Raw genomic sequence first — 795 nt, forward strand, 5'->3', positions numbered from 1 at the left:
GAGTCCGTGTTCGGGACGGGGACGGTGCCGACCCCGGGACCGACTGTCGAGCCGACGGTGGCGCCGACGGCTGAGCCGACCACGGCGCCGACCGCGCAGCCCACGGTCGCGCCGACGGCTGAGCCGACCACGCAGCCCTCGGCCGACCCCACGCGCACGCCGGCTCCTGCTCCGGCCGGCGCCGTTCCTCCGCGGACCGGCTCGGGACTCGCGAGCACCGGCGTCGAGACGGGCTGGACCGCCGCGGCGGCCCTCGCCCTGCTCGCCGGTGGAGCGCTCGCGCTCGGAGTGACGCGCCGCCGCCGCGACGCGCGCTGACGGACGCCGACGGCCCGGGGGACAGTGTCCTCCGGGCCGTCGGCGTTCCCCCGCGCGAGCGGGGCGAGCGGTCGGGTGTCAGCTTCCGGTGGGGGCGTCCTCGGTGTCGGGAGAGGTGCTCTCGGAGGGCGCCTGCGGGGCGACGGGCGCGGCAGGGCCGGAGCCGTCGGCGGGGGCCGGCGGGGCGGGGTGTCCGGCGGGGCCGCACTCGCCCGGAGCCGGCGGGGTCGGTGCCGTGCCGTCAGCGGCGGCCGGAGGCGTGGGCATCGTGCCGTCAGCGGCGGCGGGAGGCGTGGGCATCGTGCCGTCGGCCGGGGGCGTGGGCATCGAGCCGTCGGCCGGGGGCGTGGGCGCGTCGGTCGGAGGGGTCGGCGCCGAGCCGTCGGTCGGCGCGGCCGGCGGAGTCGGAGCGTCCGCGGGAGGCGTGGGCATCGAGCCGTCGGCCGGCGGCGTCGGCGCGTCGGTGGGCGGGGTCGG

Annotated in this window: 2 protein-coding genes; both read left to right on the forward strand. The window is 81.3% G+C overall.

From position 1 onward, the window contains the following. A partial coding sequence (locus C5D04_RS17765; RefSeq protein WP_146087912.1) for a PT domain-containing protein occupies nucleotides 1-318 on the forward strand: 318 nt, incomplete at its 5' end. 268 nt (nucleotides 319-586) lie between these two features. Beyond that, the coding region (locus C5D04_RS18580; RefSeq protein WP_219815051.1) for a hypothetical protein at nucleotides 587-795 on the forward strand (209 nt) is incomplete at its 3' end.

The organism is Rathayibacter sp. AY1D2 (assembly GCF_002932695.1).
Lineage (GTDB): Bacteria > Actinomycetota > Actinomycetes > Actinomycetales > Microbacteriaceae > Rathayibacter.